Annotated in this window: 19 protein-coding genes, 3 tRNA genes and 1 other RNA gene; 7 read left to right on the forward strand and 16 right to left on the reverse strand. The window is 72.8% G+C overall.

Annotation, left to right across the window (positions count from 1 at the left end; genetic code table 11):
- Positions 1-30 precede the first annotated feature (30 nt).
- Positions 31-639, reverse strand: a complete 609-nt coding sequence (locus tag Q5530_RS33835) for a hypothetical protein (RefSeq protein WP_415366883.1) — start codon at positions 637-639, stop codon at positions 31-33.
- Positions 640-1028: 389 nt separating this feature from the next.
- A tRNA-Ala gene (locus Q5530_RS33840) sits at positions 1029-1101 on the reverse strand.
- A 123-nt stretch (positions 1102-1224) separates the two neighbouring features.
- On the opposite strand from Q5530_RS33840, the gene Q5530_RS33845 reads away from it, so the two are divergent.
- Positions 1225-2529: a phenylacetate--CoA ligase family protein gene (locus tag Q5530_RS33845; protein WP_415366884.1), complete on the forward strand. Its 1305-nt coding sequence runs from the start codon at positions 1225-1227 to the stop codon at positions 2527-2529.
- Here Q5530_RS33845 and Q5530_RS33850 read toward each other — a convergent pair.
- The 4 genes from Q5530_RS33850 to Q5530_RS33865 form a co-directional block, all read right to left on the reverse strand.
- A complete protein-coding gene (locus Q5530_RS33850) occupies positions 2510-3268 on the reverse strand; it encodes a DsbA family protein (protein WP_415366885.1) in 759 nt (252 codons plus the stop codon). The two genes, Q5530_RS33845 and Q5530_RS33850, sit on opposite strands and share 20 nt — an antisense overlap.
- Positions 3269-3342: 74 nt before the next feature.
- Positions 3343-4650: an MFS transporter gene (locus tag Q5530_RS33855; protein ID WP_415366886.1), complete on the reverse strand. Its 1308-nt coding sequence runs from the start codon at positions 4648-4650 to the stop codon at positions 3343-3345.
- 83 nt (positions 4651-4733) lie between these two features.
- Entirely contained in the window at positions 4734-5546 is an 813-nt protein-coding gene (locus Q5530_RS33860) for a GNAT family N-acetyltransferase (RefSeq protein WP_415366887.1), read from the reverse strand.
- Positions 5539-6639 carry a glycosyltransferase gene (locus tag Q5530_RS33865; RefSeq protein WP_415366888.1) on the reverse strand — a complete coding sequence of 367 codons (1101 nt, stop codon included), beginning with the start codon at positions 6637-6639 and terminating at the stop codon, positions 5539-5541. Before Q5530_RS33865 ends, Q5530_RS33860 begins: the two co-directional genes overlap by 8 nt.
- A 41-nt stretch (positions 6640-6680) precedes the next feature.
- Between Q5530_RS33865 and hrpB the strand changes: the two genes are divergently transcribed.
- The 3 genes from hrpB to Q5530_RS33880 all read left to right on the forward strand — a co-directional run bounded on the left by hrpB (position 6681) and on the right by Q5530_RS33880 (position 10173).
- Positions 6681-9023 (forward strand): ATP-dependent helicase HrpB, encoded by a 2343-nt coding sequence (hrpB, locus tag Q5530_RS33870; RefSeq protein ID WP_415366889.1) that lies wholly within the window; start codon positions 6681-6683, stop codon positions 9021-9023.
- Positions 9024-9093: 70 nt separating this feature from the next.
- Positions 9094-9519, forward strand: coding sequence for a hypothetical protein (locus Q5530_RS33875; RefSeq protein WP_415366890.1), 426 nt, complete (start codon positions 9094-9096; stop codon positions 9517-9519).
- Positions 9520-9543: 24 nt separating this feature from the next.
- Positions 9544-10173 carry an alpha/beta fold hydrolase gene (locus tag Q5530_RS33880; protein ID WP_415366891.1) on the forward strand — a complete coding sequence of 210 codons (630 nt, stop codon included), beginning with the start codon at positions 9544-9546 and terminating at the stop codon, positions 10171-10173.
- Positions 10174-10273: 100 nt separating this feature from the next.
- Here Q5530_RS33880 and Q5530_RS33885 read toward each other — a convergent pair whose 3' ends face one another.
- The 3 genes from Q5530_RS33885 to ssrA form a co-directional block, all read right to left on the reverse strand.
- The gene (locus tag Q5530_RS33885) at positions 10274-11038 is read right to left on the reverse strand and encodes an SDR family NAD(P)-dependent oxidoreductase (protein ID WP_415366893.1); all 765 of its coding nucleotides are present in this window, start codon (positions 11036-11038) and stop codon (positions 10274-10276) included.
- Between the two features lie 147 nt (positions 11039-11185).
- Positions 11186-13108 carry a hypothetical protein gene (locus Q5530_RS33890; RefSeq protein ID WP_415366895.1) on the reverse strand — a complete coding sequence of 641 codons (1923 nt, stop codon included), beginning with the start codon at positions 13106-13108 and terminating at the stop codon, positions 11186-11188.
- Positions 13109-13220: 112 nt separating this feature from the next.
- Positions 13221-13593: a transfer-messenger RNA gene (ssrA, locus tag Q5530_RS33895) on the reverse strand.
- Between the two features lie 176 nt (positions 13594-13769).
- Between ssrA and Q5530_RS33900 the strand changes: the two genes are divergently transcribed.
- Positions 13770-15020 (forward strand): sensor histidine kinase, encoded by a 1251-nt coding sequence (locus Q5530_RS33900; RefSeq protein ID WP_415366896.1) that lies wholly within the window; start codon positions 13770-13772, stop codon positions 15018-15020.
- Complete coding sequence (locus Q5530_RS33905; protein ID WP_415366897.1) at positions 15008-15652, forward strand: response regulator; 645 nt, start codon at positions 15008-15010, stop codon at positions 15650-15652. Before Q5530_RS33900 ends, Q5530_RS33905 begins: the two co-directional genes overlap by 13 nt.
- A gap of 33 nt (positions 15653-15685) precedes the next feature.
- On the opposite strand, the gene smpB is transcribed toward Q5530_RS33905, so the two are convergent.
- The 5 genes from smpB to Q5530_RS33930 form a co-directional block, all read right to left on the reverse strand.
- A complete protein-coding gene (gene smpB / locus Q5530_RS33910) occupies positions 15686-16162 on the reverse strand; it encodes an SsrA-binding protein SmpB (RefSeq protein WP_380641278.1) in 477 nt (158 codons plus the stop codon).
- Between the two features lie 30 nt (positions 16163-16192).
- The gene (gene ftsX / locus Q5530_RS33915) at positions 16193-17095 is read right to left on the reverse strand and encodes a permease-like cell division protein FtsX (protein ID WP_380641280.1); all 903 of its coding nucleotides are present in this window, start codon (positions 17093-17095) and stop codon (positions 16193-16195) included.
- A 40-nt stretch (positions 17096-17135) separates the two neighbouring features.
- Positions 17136-17825, reverse strand: a complete 690-nt coding sequence (gene ftsE, locus Q5530_RS33920) for a cell division ATP-binding protein FtsE (protein ID WP_380641282.1) — start codon at positions 17823-17825, stop codon at positions 17136-17138.
- A gap of 79 nt (positions 17826-17904) precedes the next feature.
- Positions 17905-19005, reverse strand: a complete 1101-nt coding sequence (gene prfB / locus Q5530_RS33925; protein WP_380641284.1) for a peptide chain release factor 2 — start codon at positions 19003-19005, stop codon at positions 17905-17907.
- Between the two features lie 51 nt (positions 19006-19056).
- Entirely contained in the window at positions 19057-19557 is a 501-nt protein-coding gene (locus tag Q5530_RS33930) for a PadR family transcriptional regulator (protein WP_380641286.1), read from the reverse strand.
- A 377-nt stretch (positions 19558-19934) separates the two neighbouring features.
- On the opposite strand from Q5530_RS33930, the gene Q5530_RS33935 reads away from it, so the two are divergent.
- Complete coding sequence (locus Q5530_RS33935) at positions 19935-20132, forward strand: hypothetical protein (RefSeq protein ID WP_380641288.1); 198 nt, start codon at positions 19935-19937, stop codon at positions 20130-20132.
- Between the two features lie 42 nt (positions 20133-20174).
- On the opposite strand, the gene Q5530_RS33940 is transcribed toward Q5530_RS33935, so the two are convergent.
- Positions 20175-20248: transfer RNA gene (locus Q5530_RS33940), tRNA-Met, on the reverse strand.
- A 236-nt stretch (positions 20249-20484) separates the two neighbouring features.
- Positions 20485-20558: transfer RNA gene (locus Q5530_RS33945), tRNA-Met, on the reverse strand.
- Positions 20559-20613: the final 55 nt, after the last annotated feature.

Here is a 20613-nt window from a genome sequence, read left to right on the forward strand (position 1 = left end):
CCCGGGATCACCCGGAGTAATCTTGCACTGTCACCCGCCCTGGTGGCCATCAGCACCGACGAACGGTCGAACCGCTGCTCGGCGAGGGACTTGTGGATCCTGCGGATCGTCGCGACCTGAGCCTTGCTCGTGGGCCGCTCGTCCAGCACCAGCAGCGCCCGCAATGTCGCGCGCCTCGGCCGGATCACGCTCAGCCGCCAGCAGAATTGGCGCCGAGGTTTCCGGCTTCGGGACGTTGGACAGGCGTCGAGTCTGCGACAGGGGCGTAACCGTCCGTGAAGTGCGATTCCCGAACGACTGGCCTCGAACACGAGACAATCGACCGTCCACCACCATCACCTTCAGCCTCACCTCGGGCGACACCCCGTCGACGTACATCGCCGACTGCAACTCCACCCCGGATAGCGCCACACCGGCCGGCTTCACCTCGATGACTCCGGCGACCCGCTGGTCCACATCGAGCGAGTCGTCCGCCCGACCATGCCCCTTGGCGATGATCATCTCACGCATCGAGACGCCCCAACCAGCGAACAAGTTGATGTTCTTCCGGCCCTGAACCAACCACCCGGCCTCGGTCAACTGCTGGTCAACCAGCACGCGCGCCCGCTGTTCCGCTGCCAACCGAGCGTCGTCCGTCACCTCGCAGTCGCCCCCCTCCACCGGTGTTGACCGCCAGAAACATCTTCTACCAGCATGCGTTCGCCAGCACCAAACAGTCCAGCGGCCGAGTCGAGAGAAGACCGCCTCGGCCAACGTTGAGGAAGATCGCCCGTCGTCCACTGTGCGTTACTCGACCAGGCCACTGGCCAGCTGGTGTCCGGTGATCTCCGAGACCACACCGAATACCCGCCCCTACGGGCGACGGGTTCCTGGAGCAGACCCGTGACCCCATTTCGCAGGATTCCGGCCTCTGCTCCAGTTTTGCTCCAGTTAGCCGTACCACAGTCCACAGTGGACTGCAAAGCAAGATCGCCCGTCGGACCTGTTTTCACAGGTCCGACGAGCGATTCGTATGCCGTATTCGATTGTGGAGCTGAGGGGACTCGAACCCCTGACCCTCACACTGCCAGTGTGATGCGCTACCAGCTGCGCCACAGCCCCGTACTCCCCACGTTCCCGGCCGGTTCCCCCGCCGTTCGCGTGTGGCAATACCGTACAACACCGACCCCGTCCCGACGAAATCGGGGGTACCCCTCCGGCATCCGGCCTGCTAGACCGGGGTGCATGGGTCCCGTACCGCTCGTCGAACCAGAGGCCGAGGGGATGTCCCCCGCCGCGAGGCGCGCCCTCCAAGAGCGCCGGTTGCGCCGGATGCTCACCCGGCTGCTCGACGCCGACGGCGTGCAGGCGGCCCGGCTGCTCGATGCCGGGGTGGGGCACGCCGAGGAGATCGGGCTGGACGACCTGCCGGCGCTGCCGTTCGTGACCAAACAGGACCTGTGGGACCACTACCCGTTCGGGTTCCGGGTCGATGACCGCATCGTGTGCGTCCACGGGTCGTCCGGGACGGGTGGGCGGCCGACGCTCGTTCCTTATACGGCGCACGACGTCGGGGTGTGGGCCGGGGTGATGGCGCGGGCGCTCGGTGGGGCCGGGGTCACGCGGAGCAGCGTGATCCACAACGCCTACGGGTACGGGCTGTTCACCGGCGGTCTGGGGGTGCACCACGGCGGGATGCGGTTGGGGGCCACCGTGGTTCCCCTGTCGGGCGGCATGACGGAGCGGCAGGTTCGGCTCATCGCCGACCTGGGGCCCGATGTGCTGTGCTGCACGCCGTCCTACGCGATCCACCTCGGGGAGGCCCTGCGGGACTCCGGGACGACGTCGCCGTTCCGGGTGGGGGTCTTCGGGGCCGAGCCGTGGACCGGGGGGATGCGCCGGCAGATCGAGGAGCTGCTCGGCATCAGGGCGCTGGACGTCTACGGGTTGTCCGAGGTCATCGGGCCCGGGGTGGCGTGCGAGTCGCTGGACTCCGACGGGATGCTGAACGTCGCCGAGGACCACTTCTTCGTGGAGGCGGTCGACGGGGACGGGCGGCCGGTGCCGGACGGCACGCCGGGTGAGCTGGTGTTCACCACGTTGACCAAGACGGGGATGCCGCTGCTGCGCTACCGCACCGGCGACGTCGCCGCCCTCGCCCCGCCCGTGCCCGGCGGTCCGCGCACCCTCAGGCGCATGAGCAAGCTGCTGGGCCGGCGGGACGACATGCTGGTGGTGCGCGGCGTCAACGTGTTCCCCACCGAGGTCGAGGCGGTGGTCCTCGGGGACGCCCGGGTCGGGCCGCACTACCTGGTGGTCGAGGACCGCCGGGACGCCGGGCGGCCCGAGCTGCACGTGGTGGTCGAGAGCGCGCACGACGTGGCCGCCGACCTCACCGCCGCGCTCCGGGAACGCCTGGGGATCACGTGCCGCGTCGCCGTCGTCCCCGCGGGCGCGGTGCCGCGCGCGGAGACCGGCAAGGCCCGGCGGCTGGTCCGGTGGGACGGGGGACCGCCGCCGGTCGCCGGGCTCACTTCACCAGGTCGGTGAGCCAGTTCTCGTTGCCGAAGTCGATGACCTGGCCGTCCTTCATCACCGTCGGCGTGCCCTTGAACTGCCCGCCCGCGCGCAGCTCGTCGAGCCCGGCCTGGGCCTCGGCCTCGTGGGCGCCGCTCTCCACGCACTGCTTGAACCCGTCACCGGTGATGCCGAGGTCCGTGCCGAGCTTCACCAGTTCCTCCTTGGTGTAGCCGGGCCCGCCCTCCTCGGGCTGCTGGGCGAACAGCGTCTCGTGGTACTCCCAGAACTCGCCCTGGTCGGCCGCGCACAGCGCCGCGTTCGACGAGTCGCGCGAGTAGCCCTCGGGGTCGGAGTAGCGGATCAGGAACGGCAGCGCGTGGTAGCGGACGCGGAGGTTGCCCGCCTCGATCTCGCTCTTCATCCGCTCGCCGTAGATCTCCTTGAAGTTGCGGCACGCCGGGCAGAGGAAGTCCTCGTACAGGTCGATCGTGGCCTTGGCGCCGGGCTCGCCGACGACCACCACGGCGCCCTCGCGCGCGACCGGGGCGGAGATGTCCGCGATGCCGGCGGGCGGGGTCAGGGCCTGGTCGTCCTTGCTCCGGGCGGTCCAGACGACGCCGCCGATGACGACCAGCGCCAGCACGACCACGACGACCACGCCGAGGACGACCTTGTTGCGGTCGCCGCCGGAGCGCGCCGCCGTCACGGCCCGCGTCGCCTGCTGCGCCTGCTGCTTCTTCTTCCGAGCGTTGCGCTCCGCGCCACCCACCTGAATTCGCCCGTCCTTCCCCCGGTCGGCTGCGTCCGCAGGTTACCGAGGGATGCTGAGCGGAACCTGAGCGATCACGCCTCCGGCTGACGCGGGCGCCCGGCGAGGCGCTCGCCGGTGGGCACCTCGGGCCCCTCGTCGAGGCACCCGGACTCGCCGGCCACCGTCGCCGCGACGTGCGTCTGCGCCTTCTTCGGCAGGGTCTCGGGCGCGACGAACCAGAACCCCAGCGACAGGGCGAGCATCGCACCCGTCAGGGTGAACGCGGCCTGGTAGGAGAAGGCGTCGACGAGCACGCCGGCGAGCAGCGGGCCGACGATCGCGCCGAGGTCGGCGGCCATCTGGAACCCGGCCAGCACCGGTCCGCCCTTGGCCTTCTCGCCGATGACGTCGGCCACCACGGCGTTCTGCGGCGGGTTGAGCAGCCCGGCGCCCGCGCCCGCGACCAGCGAGGCGACCATGAACATCGGCACGGTGGAGCTCAGGCCCAGCGCGGTGGTGCCGAGCGCGGACACCACGAGCCCGGCGATGGCCACCGGTTTGCGCCCGACGCCGTCGGCCAGCCGGCCGGACACCATGAGCGTGGCGGCGTTGCCCGCGGCGAACACCGACAGGGAGATGCCGGCCACGGCGGGCGTGCTGCGCAGCGCCTCCACCACGAACAGCGGCACCAGCGACATCCGCACGCCGAACACCGCCCAGCCGTTGGTGAAGCCGGAGGCCAGCGTGGCCCGGTAGGCGGGCAGCCGCACGGCCGCGCGCACGGTCAGCGTCTCCTGCTTGACCGAGTTGTCCAGCGCGGCGAGCGTGGAGCGGCGCAGGAACCACCACACCACGAAGGCCGCGACCACCAGCGCGAACGAGTAGGCGACGAACGGGGCCTCGATCGAGATCTCGACCAGGGCCGCGCCGAGGATGGGTCCGCCGATGTTGCCGAGCAGGAAGCCGGTGGCCCACAGCCCGGACGCCCGGCCGCGCATGGGCGGCGGCGTGATCCGGATCAGCAGGCCGACCGCGGCGACGGTGAACATGGTGGAGCCGATGCCCGCGAGGGAGCGGAACGCCAGCAGCTGCCAGTACGAGCCGACGAAGCCGCAGGCGCCGGTGCCGAAGGCCACGATGAGGATGCCGGTGATGTAGACGCGGGGCTCGCCGAAGCGGTCGACCAACCGGCCGCTCAGCGGCGCGAAGACGAGCCTGACCAGGGCGAACGCGCTGATGACGGCGGACACGGCGAACGTGCCGACGTCGAAGCTCTTGGCGAAGGCGGGCAGGACCGGGGCCACGATGCCGAACCCGAGGGCGATGATGAAGCTCGCCGCCACGAGCACCCACACCTCGCTCGGCAGCCGGAGCTCCACCTCGTTGCCGTTGCCCCGCACAGCGCCCCCTCCGGTTGCCTCGGCCCGCCCGAGGACATCATCCTTTAGCCCTGCTAAGGATATGCGCTGCATCAACTAAATACTCAATCGAGGAGTTCGTCCACCCTGCGTGCATAGGCGGTCACCGGGTAGCCGACCTCGAACCCGCACGCCTCCGCGAACCGCTCCCCCGCGCCGCCCTCGGCCACGTGGGCGGCCACCAGCAGCGCGCCCGCGTCCCGCAGCGCCGCCACCGCGGTCGCGACCAGCGCGCCGCCGAGCCCGCGCCGCCGCCGGGCCGGCCGCACCACCACGTGCTCGACCAGGCCGACGCCGCGCTCGCCGAACCCGGAGGCGAACCCGCCGAGCCGGTCGCCGTCGTCGACCACCGCGAACGCGCACCGCGGGTCGTCCAGCCGCTGCCCGAGGTGGCGCAGCAGCCGCGGCCCGTCCACGCCCAGGTCGTCGGCCAGCAGCTCGGCGATGCCGGGCAGGTCCGCGTCCCGCGCGGGCCGCACCGAGGGCGACCGGACCGCCGGACCCCGGTGCACCACGGCCAGCGCCTCCTCCACCGCGTGCCACCCGGTGTCGTCGGCGATGCCCTCGATCTCGGCGACCGTGGTCGGGGACGCGTAGAGCACCGCCTCGGCCCGGCCCACGTCGGCGAAGGTCTGCTCCAACCGCATCAGCGTGCCCGCGACCTCGGCCGACGAGCCGTAGACCGCGCACGCGTGGTTGCCGCCGGGCAGCGGGTCGTCCCGGTTCACCACGACCTGGGCCGCGCCCACGCGGCCGACCCCGCCGTACCGGACCGCGCCGGAGGCGAGCCGGGCCGCCTCCACCAGCCCGGCCAGCTCGCGGGCCCGGTACGGGTCCAGCAGCTCCGGGTCGTCGGGGTCGCGCAGCGGGTCAACCACGCATCCCCCGCCCCTTCCACCGGGCGGTGCCGCGCAGCGCGTGCCACGCGGCCTCCAGCGACAGCGCGCCGAACACCACCGGGGCCACCGGCCCGAGCACCGCCGCGGCCCGCGGTTGCCGGGTGCGGCGCAGGAAGACCCACAGCGCCGCCGACTGCGCCAGGCACGCCACCAGTCCCGGTCGGGACCCGCGCAGCGCCGCGACCAGCGGCACCGCCCCGTACGCGATGTGCGCGACGCCGGCGGTGACCAGCCCGAGGAACGCGCCGGCCGGGCCCTTCGAGTACAGGTCGGTGCCCGCGACCATGCTCTTGCGCATCGACGCCCACGCGTCGCCGAACGCGTCCAGGCCCGAGGTGGTCAGCGAGTCCGACCCGTCCGCGTACCGGGTGCGGCCGCCGGTGTCGCGGACCAGGGTGGCGAAGCCCACGTCGTCCGCGCGGGACCCGGCGATCGCGGCCCAGCCGCCCGCCCGCTCGCAGGTCTCGCGCCGCACCAGGATGCAGTGACCGACGGCCAGGGCCATGCCGCGCCGCCCGTCGACCGTGGTCGTCTCGAACAGCAGCTGGTTGGTGGGCGGCAGCAGCAGCCACCAGCCGGGGCCGGGCCGGGTGCCGCGGCCGGAGGTGGACACCAGGTCGACGTCCCAGCGGCGGGCGCCCGCGAGCAGCCGGCCGACCAGGTCGGGGGCCGCCTCGGTGTCGGCGTCCACGTACAGCAGCCAGTCCGAGTCCACGCCGGCGCTGCCCACATGCAGCGCGTGCACCTTGCCCGCCCAGCCGGACGGCGGGCCGGAGCCGGTGACCAGCCGCACCCGCGGGTCCTCGGCCGCGTGCCGCCGCACGACCTCGGCGGTGCGGTCGGTCGAGGCGTCGTCGACCACCACGATCCGCAGGTCCGGGTGGTCCTGCGCGCGCAGCCCGGTGAGGCAGCGGTCGATGGTCCGCTCCTCGTCCCGGGCGGGCACGACGACCGTCACCGAACCGTCGTGGACCCCCTGCCCCGGCAGGCGCTCGACCTCCCGCCACACCTTCACCGTGATCGCCGTGCGCGCCACGACCAGCGCGGCGCCGAGGACGCCCCATTTCCCCATGGGTCCACAATGGCACAGCCGCCGGGGCGATACTCGTCGCCGTGGAACTGCCCGACCTGCCCATCCGCCCGCTGCTCGGCGACATCGCCGGCGCGCTGGCCGCGCACGGCTCGCTGGTGCTGGTCGCGCCGCCCGGCACGGGCAAGACGACGCTGGTGCCGCTCGCGCTGGAGGGCCGCGTCGTGGTCGCCGAACCCCGCCGGCTGGCCGCCCGCGCCGCCGCCGCGCGGATGGCGAGCCTGCTGGGCGAGCCGGTCGGGCGGACCGTGGGCTACTCGGTGCGCGGCGACCGCCGGACCTCCCGGGACACCCGCGTCGAGGTGGTGACCTCGGGCCTGCTGGTGCGGCGGCTCCAGCACGACCCGGAGCTGGCGGGCGTGGGCACCGTGCTGCTGGACGAGTGCCACGAGCGGCACCTGGACGCGGACCTGCTGCTGGCGCTGCTGCTCGACGCGCGGGCCGGGCTGCGACCGGACCTGAGGCTGCTGGCCACCTCCGCCACGGTCGCCGCCGACCGGCTCGCGCAGCTGCTGGGCGACGCGCCCGTGCTGCGGGTGGAGGCGCGCGCGTTCCCGGTGGAGGTGAGCCACGAGCCGCCCGCGCGCGGTGAGCGGGTCGAGGCGGCCGTGGCCCGCGCGACCCGCCGGGCCCTGTCCGAAGTGGACGGTGACGTGCTGGCGTTCCTGCCCGGCGTGGCGGAGATCCGGCGGTGCTCGGCGCTGCTGGGCGACGACGTGGACGTGCTCCCGCTGCACGGCAGGCTGGCCGCGTCCGCCCAGGACGCGGCGCTGCGCCCCGGCGGTCGCCGCCGCGTGGTGCTGGCCACCGCGATCGCCGAGTCGAGCCTGACCGTGCCGGGGGTGCGCGCGGTGGTGGACTCGGGGCTGGCGCGGGTGCCGCGGGTGGACCACCGGCGCGGGCTGGCGGGTCTGGCCACGGTGCGGGTCAGCGCGGCGGTGGCCGACCAGCGCGCGGGCCGGGCGGGGCGCGAGGCGCCGGGCCGGGTCTACCGCTGCTGGCCCGCGCACGAGCACGGCACCCTGCCGCGCTACCCGGAGCCCGAGATCCGCACCGCCGACCTGACCCGGTTGGCGCTGGAGCTGGCGTGCTGGGGCGTGCCGGACGGCGAGGGCCTGGGCTGGTGGGACGCGCCGCCGCCGGGCGCGCTGGACGCGGGCCGGTCGGTGCTGCGGGCGCTGGGCGCGCTGGCCGGCCGGGGCGCGACGGACCGGGGCAGGCGGATGGCCGACCTGGGCCTGCACCCGCGGCTGGCGCGGGCGCTGCTCGACGGCGCGGACGCCGTGGGCGCGCGCACGGCGGCGCGGGTGGTGGCCCTGCTGGACGACGACCGCGCGTCGGCCGGGATCGAGCTGGACGTGCGCGACGCCGACCCGCGCGAGGCGCGCAGGCTGGCCGCGCTGGTGCGGGAGGAGGACGGCGACCCGGGACGCGCCGACGGCGGCGACCCGGCGCTGGTGGTGGCCCTGGCGCACCCCGAGCGGTTGGCGCGGCGGCGCGCCCCCGGCTCCCCGGTCTACCTGATGGCGGGCGGCACCGCCGTGGAGCTGCCGCCGGGCAGCCGCCTGGCCGACGCCGAGTGGCTGGCCGTGGCGGTCGCCGACCGGGAGCCCGGCCGCGCGCACGGGCGGGTCCGGCTCGCCGCCCGCGCCGACGAGGAGCTGGCCCTGGCCGCCGCGCCCGCGCTGGTCGTCGAGGAGGACGACGTGCGGTGGGACGGCGACGTGGTGGCCAACCGGGTGCGCAGGCTGGGCGCGATCCCGCTGTCGAGCAGGCCGTTGCGCGACCCGGACGCGGTGCGGCGGGCGTTGCGCGAGGGCCTGCGCGCCGAGGGCGTCGGCCTGCTGCGCTGGGACGCGGACGGCGTGCGCACGCGCGAGCGGATGGAGTTCCTGCACCGGGTGCTGGGCGACCCGTGGCCGGGGGTGGACGACGAGGCGCTGCTGGAGGTCGTGGACCTCGGCGACGCGCGCCGGAAGGCGGACCTCCAGCGGATCAGCGGCGAGCAGGTGGTGCGGCGGCTGCTGCCGTGGCCCGCGGCGGCGCGCTTCGACGAGCTGGCGCCCGACCGGCTGGAGGTGCCGTCCGGCTCGCGGGTCCGGGTCGACTACTCGGGACCCGAGCCGGTGCTGCCGGTGAAGGTGCAGGAGGTGTTCGGCTGGACCGACACGCCGCGCCTGGCCGGCGGCCGGGTGCCGGTGGTGCTGCACCTGCTGTCCCCCGCCGGGCGGCCGGCCGCGGTGACCGGCGACCTGGCGTCGTTCTGGCGGACCGGGTACCCGCGGGTCCGGGCCGAGCTGCGCGGCCGGTACCCGAAGCACCGGTGGCCGGAGGACCCGATGACCGCCGCGCCCGCCCGCCGCTGACCACCCGTCGCCAACTACCCCTTGACGCCGGCCGTCAAGTACTTGACGATAGCCGTCAAGGAGGTGGGCCGTGCTCGCGGAGCAGATCGCCACGATCATTCGAATCCGGCTGCTCGACCCGCTGGAGATCCTCTTCGACGACGTCGGCGACCTGCCCGACCGCGTCGGGGCGCTGGCCGAGCGGACGGCCGAGACCCTGCTGGGCGACGACGAGGCGGCCGCCCGGCACGCCATCGCGCGGCTCGTCGGCGCGCTCTACCCCGGTGACGCGCCGTTCGCCCCGCCCGCCGACTGGTGGCGGACCCCGCTCGGGCAGGTCGTCGCCCGGCGGATGGGTCACCCGGCGGTGCGGGCGGTCTCCTACTCGGTGGCCGGCGCGATGCTCGGCGTCACCAAGCAGGGCGTCCACGACCTGGTGCGGCGCGGCAAGTTGGCCCGGGACCCGGAGGGCGGCGGCGTGACCGTCGACTCGGTGAGGGCGAGGTTGAACGGATGAGGCCCAACGGATGAGGGTGGCCCGATGAGGGTGTTGGCACTGCACGGCGCGGGCGGATCGCCCGCGGACTGGGCGCCGGTCGTCGAGGCGATGGCGGGCGGGCACGAGGTCGTGCCCCTGGAGCTGCGCGGCCCGTGGGACTGGGAGTCGGTGCTCGACCGGATCGAACCGCACGCCGGCGACAACCCGGCCGTGGTCGGCATGTCGATGGGCGGCATGGTCGCCGCGCTGTGGGGGCGGCGGCACCCCGGGTGCCCGGCGGTGGTCGACATCGACGGGCACGGCGTGCCGACGCAGGCCCGGCGGTACCTCGACCCGGCGCCGCTGGCGGAGATCGACGCGCTGCGCGAGGCGTTCCGCGCCCACGGGGAGCCGGAACTCCAGGAGGCGCTGGAGGAGCTGGACTGCTTCGAGGTGTTGCGCGAGGTCCGCTGCCCCGTGCTGCTGGCCGTGGCGACGCGGCCGATGGCCGGTCAGGCGCTGTTCGAGCCCTACCGGCGGGGGCTGGAGCGCGATCTCGCCACGCTGCCGGACAACGTCGAGGTGGTGCGCCTGGACGCCACGCACGCGGTCGCGTTCGAGCATCCGCGGCTGGTGGCCGACCTGATCGAGAGGTACCTCGACGATCGCCGGGCCGGCCTCCCCCTGCCGTGAGGAACCTCCGCCGTCGCGGCGCACCGGCCCCCATCACCGGCCGCGGGTGACCGACGGCGGCCGTGGTCGGCGGCACGAGCCCCGACCACGGCCCCCGGGGTCAGAGCACCGAGCGCACCACACCGCCCTCGGCCCGCACCGCCGCGCCGTTGGTGATGGCGGCCAGCGGGCTGGCCAGGTAGAGCACCAGGTTGGCGACCTCGTCGGGCGTGGCGAACCGCTGGATCAGCGAGGTCGGCCGGTTCTCCTGGAAGAACCGGGCTTCGAGCTGGTCGCGGCCCAGCCCGGTCTGCGCGGAGGCGCCGTCCAGCATCCCCGCGACCCCCTCGGTGAGGGTGGGGCCGGGGAGCACCGTGTTGACCGTGACCGCGGTGCCCTTGGTCAGCTCCGCCAGCCCGCGCGCCAGCGCCAGCGTCGCGGTCTTGGTCACCGAGTAGTGCAGCATCTGCACGGCCATGTCCACGGCGGCGTCGCTGCTGATGAAGACGATCCGGCCCCGGTTGCGGGAGATCATCCGGTCCAGGTGGTGCCGCGACAGCCGCACCCCGCTCAGGACGTTGGTCTGGAAGTACCGCAGCCACTCCTCGTCGGAGATCTCCGGGAACGGCCGCAGCTCGAACGAGGACACGTTGTTGACCAGCACGTCGACGTCGGGCGCGGCCGCGATGACGGCGTCGGAGCCCTCGGCCGTGCCGACGTCCGCGACGACCTCGACCACGTCGGCCCCCGGCACGGCGGCGGCCAGCCGCTTGCCTGCCTGGGCGAGCCGCTCGCCGTCACGGCCGTTGAGGACGACCTTGGCGCCCTCCCTGGCGAAGCCCTCGGCGATCGCGTACCCGATGCCCGCCGAGGATCCCGTGACCAACGCGGTCCTGCCCCGCAACTGAAGGTCCACTGCACCTCTCCCGGTGAATCCGCTGGAACCCCGGACCCTAGGGCGGTCGCGACCGGAGCCGGGGCGGGTGCGGGAAAAGACCCGGCAGGCGGGTTCGGGGCCGCGCAACGCCCGTCCTCACCCGGCCTGCTCCGGCCTCGTCCGGAGCCTCCGCGCCACGCGGAGCGCGTTGCGCAGCGTGTTCTGCTGGGCGGGGTGCACGGCGGCGAACACCGCCACCGCCTTGCGCCGGCCCAGCCACGTCGACTCGGGGGCGAGCAGGTTCGCCAGCACCAGCAGGCGGTCGGCGGACGCCGGTTTCAGCCACGCCTCGTCGGCCAGGGTCTCCAGGCAGGCCAGTGCCGGGTCGCGGGTCTCCGGGTCCATCAACGCCCGGCCCGCCAGCACCGCCAACCGGTCCGCGTGGGTCACGACCAGCTCCTCCGCCAGGTCGTGGGGGTAGTAGCCGGTGGCCCACATCGCGACCGCCAGGCCCACCTTGGCGACGCGGCGGTTCGTCGTCCACGCGGTCACCACGTCCAGCACCCGCGTGCGGTGCTCCTCGACCCTGAGCAGTTGGAGGACCGCCGCCACCACCGCGTTGCGCGGGGTCCACTTGTCGGACCGGGCGATGATCTCCAGGCGGCGCAGGCAGTCGTCCAACGGCCGGGTCGACGCCTGCCCGAGGCTGAACCACACCACCGTCGCCTGCTGGTAGGCGGTGCCCCGCGACCACGACTCGACGGTGTTCTCGGCGAGTTCGCCGTACCGCTCCTCCAGGCGCGCCACGACCGCCGCCGCGAGCTGCTGGTGGTCGGCGGCCTGCTTGCGGGCCAGGTCTTCGACCAGCCTCAGCGGGTCGTGGGCGGGGATCTCGGTGACGATCGTGACCACTGCCCGCAGCACCGGCTCGTGGAAGCGCCGGATCATCGCGCGGGCGCGCATCCACCCCCACAGCACCTCCTGCGCCAAGGGGTACTCGCGCCACAGCCTGCGCAGCACCGCGCCGGCCCACCCCTGGCGGGTGAAGTGGACCGTCTCCTCCCGCAGCCGCGGGTGCACCGGGTGGGCGCGGACCGTGGTGGCCGCGCCCACCGCGTCCAGCAACTGCCCCTTCGAGGTCGCGAAGCAGGGGTTGCGCCGGAACTCGTCCTCCCCGACCTGCGCCCGGCGCAGGGCGTCGTCCAGCAGCAGCGCCTGGGCCATCACCTCGTCGTAGGGCTGGTTCTCCAGCAGCGCGACCGCGAACGACAGCGCGAGCTGGAGGTCCGACTGCTTCGCCAGGTGGCGCTCCACGGCGTGCTCGACGTCCTCGCGCAGTTCGCGCAGCGCCTCCTCGCACCCGAGCTGCCCCCGGGCGACCCGGACCGCGAGCCTCGCCGCGCGGACCGCCTTCTCCGGGGCGGCGTCGCCCTCCAGCGCGAACTCGCCTTCGAGCGTGGTCACCGCGCGGTCGAGGTCCTCCCGGCACAGCCGGTCGAGCTCGGCCCTCGCCACGCCCGCGGCCGGCGGCGCGGTCAACCGCACGACGTGCTCCCGCGCGGCCCCCGGCACCTGGTCGGGTGTGTCGAGGACGATCACCAGGTGGCAGGCCGCGGCCCGCACCAGCCGGGACACCCGCTCGAACTCGGCGCGGTCGAACCGGTCCCCCGCAGCTCCGCGCACGTCCCAGACGTACCCGGTGCCGGTCTCCAGGCCGGCGAAAGTGCCCAGCGCGCGCACCGGGTTGGCCTCCACGACCTCGTCCGCGCCGATGTCGACCAGGAGCCGGCGCGCCGTGTAGGACCGACCGGTGCCCGGACCCGTCAGCACGACGACACCGTGCTCGCGGAGGACGCGCCGCGCCGAGGCGTAGCGGTCGGTCGGTTCGAAGTGGCGCCGGACGTCGTCGAGCTCCGCCTCCGTCGCCCGCAGCACGACCAGCTCCTGCTCCGCGGTGACGCCGAAGTGGACGCCCCCGGTGACGACGCCGGCCTGCACCCCCTGGAAGGCGCCGCCCGAGGCGTGGTTGTGGGTGGGGATCAGCCGCAGGTCGTCAGGGACCTCGTCCTCGTCGCTCACCGGCCCCATCCTGGCCGGCCCCGGCCCCGCCTTCTCCCGCGAACTGCGGACAGGAGGGCGGAACGCCGGCGGAAAAGCAGAGCGGCCCCTCCCCGGTGGGGAGGGGCCGCGGTGGTGGAGGTGCCGGGAATCGAACCCGGGTCCTCTGCCGGCTCATCAAGGCTTCTCCGTGCGCAGTCCGCTATGCCTCTACTCGACCCCGACGATCACGCGGACAAGTCGTCGTGACGGGCCCAGCCACTGTGGGTGTCCCAACCGTCCCCCGTGGCCGGGGACGGCGGTGAGCCTCCTGGCTGATGCCGGCGACCGGAGCGGAGGCACCTCCGGGCCGACAGCGTCGCTCCTAGCCTCAGGCGGCGAGGGCGAACGCGCGCTTGTCGTTAGACTCGGCGCTTATTGGTTTGCGATGACGCTTGCGGTGGTCTCTCGCCTGCACCGGCACGCTTCCCTTGAATCAACGTACAAAGTCGAAACCGTTCACCCCCTGGTCGTGGATCCTGCTCCACACATCATAACGCCCCGCCACCCCCCGTTCATCCCGAATAACGCCCACGAGGGGGTAGGGCTGTCCCCACCTGCTGTTCTCCGGCGCACCTGATGGCCCGACGTCACCCGGACCGGCGATGCTGGTCGGGTACATCGGCGGTGTGAGGTGGGGATCATGACGACGCGGACCGGCCCTGACGTGTTCCGGGCCAGCGGGTACCTCCTGCTCAACCTGGTGACCGGCCTCTTCTGGTTCTGCCTGCTGGTCCCGCTGGCCGCGGTGAGCATCGGCACGGCGTTCGTCTGGGTCGGCCTGCCGCTGGGCGTGCTGACCCTGCTCCTGGCGCGCGGGGCGGCCGCCGGCGAGCGGGCGCTGGTCCGCGCGGCGCTGGGCGTCGACATCCCCGACCCGCACCGCCGGCTGCCCGCCACCGGCCTCACCGACCGCGCCAAGACCGTCGTCAAGGACCCGGCGACCTGGCGCGACCTCGGCTACTGGCTGCTCATGCTGCCGCTGGGCGTGATCGAGTTCTCGCTCGTGCTGGCCCTGTGGGCGACGGTCGCGGCCACCGCGCTCCTGCCCTTCTACCAGCACTGGCTGAGCGCCACGTGGGAGGTGCTGCTGCCCTGGGGCGACGTCTGGGCGATCGACACCTTCGCCAAGGCCATCCCGGTGAGCGTGCTCGGCGTGCTGCTCGCCCTGGTCACCGCCCGGCTGGTCAAGGGCCTGGCCAGGGGGCACGCGGCGCTGGCGAAGGCGCTGCTCGGCCCCTCGCGCACGAGCCTGCTGTCCGCCGAGACCGAGCGGCTGTCGGCCAGCCGCGCGCGGGGCGTGGAGGCGGCCGAGGCCGAGCGCCGGCGCATCGAGCGCGACCTGCACGACGGCGCGCAGCAGCGCCTGGTGGCGGTGGCCATGGGCCTGGGCCGGGCGCGCGGCAAGCTCGACACCGACCCCGAGTCGGCCCGCGCGCTGATCGCCGAGGCGCACGCCGACGCCAAGCTGGCCATCTCGGAGCTGCGCGACCTGGCCCGCGGCATCTACCCGTCGGTGCTGGGCGACCGGGGCCTGGACGCGGCGCTGTCGTCGCTGGCCGCCCGGTGCCCCGTCCCGGTGACGGTGGTGGTGGACGTCGACCCGCGCCCGCCGACGGCGGTGGAGAGCACCGCCTACTTCACCGTCGCCGAGGCGCTGACCAACCTCGCCAAGCACTCCGGGGCGACCGCCGCGCACGTCGGCGTGACCCGCACGGAGGACTCCGTGGTCGTGGAGGTCGTCGACGACGGGCGCGGCGGCGCGCAGGCCCGCCCGGGGGGTGGGCTCGCGGGCCTGGCGGACCGGGCTGCGACGATCGACGGCGTGGTGGTCGTGCTGAGCCCCGTCGGTGGGCCGACCGTGATCAGGGCGGAGTTGCCGTGCGCGTGGTGATCGCCGAGGACTCGGTGCTGCTCAGGGTGGGTGTGCAGCGCCTGCTGGCCGACGAGGGCATCGAGACCGTCGCGGCCGTGGAGGACGGCGACGCGCTGCTGGCCGCGGTCGAGGAGCACCGGCCCGACCTGGCCCTGGTGGACGTGCGGATGCCGCCGACGTTCACCGACGAGGGCCTGCGGGCGGCGATCGAGGCGCGCAAGCGGGTGCCGGACCTGCCGGTGCTCGTGCTCTCGCAGTACGTGGAGGAGCGGTACGCCGTCGAGCTGCTGGCCGGCGGCTCGACCGGCATCGGCTACCTGCTCAAGGAGCGGGTGGCGGACGTGGCCGAGTTCGTGGCCGCGGTGCGCCGGGTCGCCGAGGGCGGCACCAGCATCGACCACGAGGTCATGATGCAGCTGATGGTGCGGGCCAGGCGCAACCCTGTCGACGCGCTCACCCAGCGCGAGCGCGAGGTGCTGGGCCTGATGGCGCAGGGCCTGTCCAACGGCGCCATCGCGGCGTCGCTGGTCGTGTCGGACGGCGCGGTCGAGAAGCACGTGGGCAACATCTTCGCCAAGCTCGGCCTGGAGCCGAGCACCTCCGAGCACCGCCGCGTCCGGGCCGTGCTCGCCTTCCTCAACCTGGCGTAGCCGGCGGACGTCCCCGCCCGCCGGCCGCCGTGGTCAGTACCGGCCCTTCAACGCCCGCCCGTGCGCCCGCTGGATCTCCCGCTGGGCGTCCCGCTTGGCCAGGTCCTGGCGCTTGTCGTAGGACTTCTTGCCGCGCGCGAGCGCCAGCTCGACCTTGACGTACCCGTCCTTGAAGTACATCTGGAGCGGGATCAGCGACAGCCCGCCCTCCTTGGTCTTGCCGATCAGCCGCTCGATCTCGTTGCGGTGCATCAGCAGCTTGCGCTTGCGGCGCACCTCGTGGTTGGTCCAGGTGCCCGCCACGTACTCGGGGATGTGCAGCGCGTGCAGCCAGATCTCGCCGTCGTCGACCTGGGCGAAGGCGTCCACGAGGGACGCCCGTCCCATGCGGAGGCTCTTCACCTCGGTGCCCACCAGCACGAGGCCCGCTTCGTAGGTGTCGAGGATGGTGTAGTCGTGCCGAGCCTTGCGGTTCGACGCGATCACCTTCTGACCGCGCTCCTTGACCATGACCGCAACCTTACGTGACCGCGCCGGCGATTAAAGGCGCACGTAGAGACGCAGCGTGACGTAGCCGGTGAGCGCCGAGATCAGGATCGCCACCCCCACCAGGACGGGTGCCAGGACCAGGATCTCGACCATGCTCACCTCCGGGATGATGTTGGACGAGAACAGCTCGCCCAGCACCCGGTTGAGCAGGAACACCTTGGTCACCACCAGCAGGCCGATCGCGGCTATCGCGCCGATCACGCCGGCGACCACCGCCTCGATGAGGAACGGCAGCTGCGTGTACCAGCGGGTCGCGCCCACCAGCCGCATGATGCCGACCTCCGTGCGCCGGGTGAACGCCGAGACCTGGATGGTGTTCGAGATCAGCAGCAGCGCCGCGGCGGCCTGGAGCAGCGCCAGCGCCAGCGCCGCGTCGCGCACGCCGTTGAGGAAGCCGAACAGCCGGTCGAGGTCCTGGCTCTGGTCGTCGACGTTCTTCACGCCGGCCTTGCCGTTGAACTCCTGCACGATCACGTCCGACCGCTCGGGGTCCTCCAGCTTGACCCTGAACATGGCCGGGATGGCCTCCGGGCGGGCCAGCTTCACCAGCTCCGGCTGGGCCTCGAAGATCTTCTGGAACCGCTCGTAGCCCTTCTCGCGGTTCTCGAAGACGACGGTGTCGACCCCCGACATGGTCTCCAGGTCCGTGCGCAGGCCCCGGCACGGCTCCTGGGTGCAGTCCTTGTCGTTCGCGCTGATGTCGTTGGTCAGCATGACGGCCACTTCGAGCTGGCCCAGGTAGTCGTCCTGCATCTTGCCGACCATGTTGACGACCAGCAGGCCGACGCCGAACAGGAAGAGCGAGATCGCGGTCGTCAGCACCATCGCGATCGTCATCGTGACGTTCCGGCGAAGGCCGGTCACGACCTCGCTGAACACGAAGCTGGTACGCATCGGGGGAGCGTTCCTCAGGGTCGGGGGTCAGAGGGGGTGTTCAGCGGCCCACGCCGTACACGCCCCGCGCGTCGTCGCGGATGATGCGGCCGTTGTCGAGCTCGACCACGCGGCGGCGCATGGAGTCGACGATCGAGTGGTCGTGGGTGGCCATCATGACCGTGGTGCCGGTGCGGTTGATCCGCTCCAGCAGCAGCATGATGTCCTGGCTGGTGTCGGGGTCCAGGTTCCCGGTGGGCTCGTCGGCGAGCAGCACCAGGGGCCGGTTGACGAACGCGCGGGCGATGGCGACCCGCTGCTGCTCGCCGCCGGAGAGCTCGTGCGGCATCCGGTCGGCCTTGCCGTCCAGGCCGACCAGCTGGAGCACCTCGGGCACCACCTTCACGATGGTGTTGCGCGGCTTGCCGATGACCTCCAGCGCGAACGCGACGTTCTCCGCGACGGTCTTGGCGGTCAGCAGCCGGAAGTCCTGGAAGACGCACCCGATCGACTGGCGCAGGCGGGGGACCCGGCGCCGGGACATCTTGGCGACGTCGAAGTTCGACACGTACACGCGGCCCTTGCTGGGCACCTCTTCGCGCAGCAGCAGGCGCAGGAACGTGGACTTGCCGGACCCGGACGGCCCGATGAGGAACACGAACTCACCCTTGGCGATCTCGACGGAGACGTTGTCGAGCGCGGGGCGCGAGGAGGTCTTGTAGACCTTGGACACGTGTTCGAGGCGAATCACGAGGCGCGAGTCTACTCACCACGGCCGTAAAGCCCCCGTCTCGCCCATTTGCAGCACAGCCGGACGGGGGCTTGACCGATCAGGACTGCTGCTGCTTGCGCCAGCGGATGCCGGCCTCCAGGAACTGGTCGATCTCGCCGTCGAGCACGGCGGAGGGGTTGCCCACCTCGTGCTCGGTGCGCAGGTCCTTCACCATCTGGTACGGGTGCAGCACGTAGGAGCGCATCTGGTTGCCCCAGCTGGACCCGGTGTCCTTGAGCGCGTCCATCTTCGCCTGCGCCTCCTGGCGCTGCCGCTCCAGCAGCTTCGCCTGGAGCACGGCCATGGCGGTGGCCTTGTTCTGGAGCTGCGACCGCTCGTTCTGGCAGGAGACGACGATGCCGGTCGGCAGGTGGGTGATGCGGACCGCCGAGTCGGTGGTGTTCACGCCCTGGCCGCCGGGGCCGGACGACCGGTAGACGTCGACCCGCAGCTCCTTCTCGTCGATGTCGACGTGGTCGGACTGCTCGACCACGGGCACCACCTCGACGCCCGCGAACGAGGTCTGCCGGCGGCCCTGGTTGTCGAACGGCGAAATGCGCACGAGGCGGTGGGTGCCCTGCTCGACGCTCAGCGTGCCGTAGGCGTAGGGGGCGGTGACCCGGAACGTGGCGGACTTGATGCCCGCCTCCTCCGCGTAGGAGGTGTCGAACACGTCCACGCCGTAGCCGTGGCGCTCGGCCCACCGCGAGTACATCCGCAGCAGCATCTCGGCGAAGTCCGCCGCGTCCACGCCGCCCGCCTCGGCGCGGATGGTGACCAGCGCGTTGCGCTCGTCGTACTCGCCGGACAGCAGGGTGCGGACCTCCAGCGACGAGATCTCGTCGCGGAGCTTCGCGCGCTCGGTGTCGGCCTCGGCGAGGCTGCCCGCGTCGCCCTCGTCCTCGGCCAGCTCGTAGAGCACGCCGACGTCGTCCAGGCGGTCGCGCAGCCCGGTGATCCGCCGCAGCTCGCCCTGCTTGTGCGAGAGCTGGCTGGTGACGCGCTGGGCCGCCTCCTGGTCGTCCCACAGGTCGGGGCGGGCCGCGGCCTCCTCCAGCCCGGCGACCTGCGCGCGCAGCGAATCGAGGTCCATCACCGCCTCGATGCTCGCGAGCGTGGCGGAGAGGTCCTTGATGTCTGCTTCGACGTCGGGGTTCACGGCAGAAGATTACGCCAGTACCGGTCGCGGAGCGCGACCGGTTGGCGCGCCTCAGCCGTGCGGGATGGCGTCGAGCAGCTTGAGCACGGCCTTGGCGTGGGCCAGGCCGAACTCGGCCACCGCCTTGGCGTAGGCGTCCTCGGCGGTCTTGACGGCGGTCCGGGCGGCGTCCTGCTCGGCGCCGTAGGTGGCGCGCGCCGAGTCGATCAGGCCCTGCCGCTGCTTGGGCGTCAGCGAGCCCGCGTGCACCAGCCGCAGGATCAGGGGGCTGCGAAGGTGGTCCGGGCCCGGCTCGGAGAGCAGCCAGTTCTTGAACGCCTTCTTGCCCGCCGCCGTGAGGACGTACTGCTGGCTGGAGCGCGGTCCCTGCTTGCCGAGGCGCAGCAGGCCGGCGTCCGCCAGCGCGGGCAACTCGCGGTAGACCTGGCTGCGGGTGACGCTGAAGAACGCTCCGAAGCGCTCCCCGGCCTCAGCCACCAGCTGGCCACCGGTCTTGGGTCCGTCGTGCAGCAGCCCGAGCAGGGCGGCCGCGGTCGCATTCAGGTCCGACACACCACCAACCGTGCCACGCCGTGCGGCCGGTGTCCACAATGGTCAGCCGTTCCGTCCACTGTGGCTGATCACGGGCTAGCGGAGTTGGGCCAAGCGGAGCAACGGGAAGCTCCGCTCCGTAACCGGCGCCCCGTCCCCCACCACGCGTTCAGCCCCTTGACCAAAAATATCCACCCGAGCCGGAATCCCTTGCCCCCCAGTGGAACCGCACTATTGCGTTCACCCTAACGGCTGCGCCGGTGACGCCGCGCAGCCACAACCCGCCACCTCCCGAGGTCCCCGATAGCACAACTCGGTGATGTCGGCCGCCTGATCTGGCAAACACGGCCGGTGGTGAGACCATTACCACGGGTGTTCGTATTCCTGGGAGGTCAGCTGTGGGCATCAAATGGACGACGGGGACCAAGGTCGTGCGCAACGCCCGTGCGTGGGCGAGCGGCACCATCCCGGAGCAGGCGGCCAAGGACGAGTGCATGGTGTGCGGGAAGCAGATCCGCCGGCACCGCACGGTCAGCGGCGAGGGCCGGGTCTGCTCGCTGACCTGCGCGCAGTACTGGGCCGAGAACATGACCTGACAAAGCAAAAGGCCCCCTCGAAAGAGGGGGCCTTCCACACAGTAGCGGGGACAGGATTTGAACCTGCGACCTCTGGGTTATGAGCCCAGCGAGCTACCGAGCTGCTCCACCCCGCGTTGACAAGTACAACTATACACACCCGAAAACCCCCATTTTCAGGGGGGTCCCAAACCGCCATTCCCGCAGCTCAACCCACATCCAGCCCCCCAAGCCCGCACCCACCACCCACCCCACAGTCCGGGGGCGCAGGGGGGCGAAGCCCACCCTGCCCGGGGTCCGGAGGTTGGACCCCCGGTGTAAATGCGGAAAAGTCCCGTCTGCGCACTCCGCAGACGGGACTCATCCAACTTTGTAGCGGGGACAGGATTTGAACCTGCGACCTCTGGGTTATGAGCCCAGCGAGCTACCGAGCTGCTCCACCCCGCGTTGGTAATCATTACTCTACGCGGGAGTTGCCGCAGAAGGCAAATCGGGTGGCCCC

It is taken from the genome of Saccharothrix sp. BKS2 (genome assembly GCF_047689505.1).
Lineage (GTDB): Bacteria > Actinomycetota > Actinomycetes > Mycobacteriales > Pseudonocardiaceae > Actinosynnema > Actinosynnema lopnurensis.